Origin of the sequence: Mycobacterium sp. (assembly GCF_050701675.1) — a bacterium.
In the GTDB taxonomy this organism is placed as follows: domain Bacteria; phylum Actinomycetota; class Actinomycetes; order Mycobacteriales; family Mycobacteriaceae; genus Mycobacterium.
This window is the reverse complement of record NZ_JBOGDD010001243.1, coordinates 1-1,617: the sequence shown is the minus strand read 5'-3', so window position 1 is coordinate 1,617 and position 1,617 is coordinate 1. Positions and strand designations below refer to the sequence as shown.

1 protein-coding gene is annotated in these 1,617 nt (G+C 68.2%); it reads left to right on the top strand.

Going from position 1 to position 1,617, the window contains the following annotated elements; translation table 11 throughout:
• Positions 1–61: 61 nt before the first annotated feature.
• On the top strand, positions 62–1,617 hold a 1,556-nt coding region (gene aspS, locus ACRDUX_RS38490), incomplete at its 3' end, for an aspartate--tRNA ligase (RefSeq protein WP_526422421.1).

Genomic DNA, 1,617 nt, shown 5'->3' with positions numbered 1-1,617 from the left:
GCCGAAACCCCACCACTACACTGTGGCAGTCGTCTCGTCAGGCCATTCCCAGGGAGTTTTCGTGTTACGCAGTCATGCCGCCGGTTCGTTGCGGTCCACCGATGCCGGGCAGACGGTGACGCTCGCCGGATGGGTGGCGCGGCGTCGTGACCACGGCGGCGTCATCTTCATCGATCTGCGGGACGCGTCGGGCGTTGCGCAGGTGGTGTTCCGCGACGCCGATGTCCTGGCTCAGGCGCACCGCCTGCGGGCCGAGTTCTGCGTCGCCGTCACCGGCGTGGTGGAGACCCGGCCGGAGGGCAACGCCAACGTCGACATCGCCACCGGAGACATCGAGGTGAACGCGACGTCGCTGACCGTGCTGAGCGAGTGCGCGCCGCTGCCGTTCCAGCTCGACGAGACCGCGGGGGAGGAGGCGCGCCTCAAGTATCGCTACCTCGACCTGCGTCGCGAAGGGCCCGGCAACGCAATTCGGTTGCGCTCCAAGGTGAATGCCGCCGCCCGTGGGGTTCTGGCCGAGCACGACTTCGTCGAGATCGAGACGCCCACGCTGACCCGCTCGACGCCGGAGGGGGCCAGGGACTTCCTGGTGCCCGCTCGGCTGCAGCCGGGTTCGTTCTACGCACTGCCGCAGAGCCCGCAGCTGTTCAAGCAGCTGCTGATGGTGGCAGGCATGGAGCGGTATTACCAGATCGCGCGCTGCTACCGCGACGAGGACTTCCGCGCCGACCGTCAACCCGAGTTCACCCAGCTCGACATGGAGATGAGCTTCGTCGACGCCGACGACGTGATCGCGGTCTCCGAGCAGGTCCTTCGATCGCTGTGGGCGCTCATCGGGTACGAGCTGCCGACGCCGATCCCGCGCATCACCTATGCGGACGCCATGCGCCGGTTCGGTTCCGACAAGCCAGACCTCCGCTTCGGCCTCGAGCTCGTCGACTGCACGGAATACTTCTCCGACACCACGTTCCGGGTGTTCCAGGCGCCGCACGTCGGTGCCGTCGTGATGCCGGGCGGCGCGTCTCAGCCGCGGCGCACGCTCGACGGGTGGCAGGAGTTCGCCAAGCAACGCGGGCACAAGGGCCTGGCCTACGTGCTCCTGGCCGAGGATGGCACGCTCGGTGGGCCGGTTGCCAAGAACCTGACCGACGCCGAGCGCGACGGCCTGGCCGCGCATGTCGGCGCGAAGCCCGGGGACTGCATCTTCTTCGCGGCGGGACCGGTGAAGTCGGCTCGGGGGCTGCTCGGTGCGACGCGGATCGAGATCGCCAAGCGGCTCGACATGATCGATCCCGAGGCGTGGGCGTTCACCTGGGTGGTGGACTGGCCGCTGTTCGAGGCCGCCGATGATGCCACCGCCTCCGGTGACGTCGCGCTCGGCTCCGGTGCGTGGACCGCGGTGCACCACGCGTTCACCTCGCCCCAGCCCGAATCGGAGGCGACATTCGACACCGAACCGGGTAGCGCGCTGGCCAATGCCTACGACATCGTCTGCAACGGCAACGAAATCGGCGGCGGGTCGATCCGCATCCACCGGCGCGACGTCCAGGAGCGGGTGTTCGCGATGATGGGCATCGACCATGACGAGGCGCAGGACAAGTTCGGATTCCTGTTGGA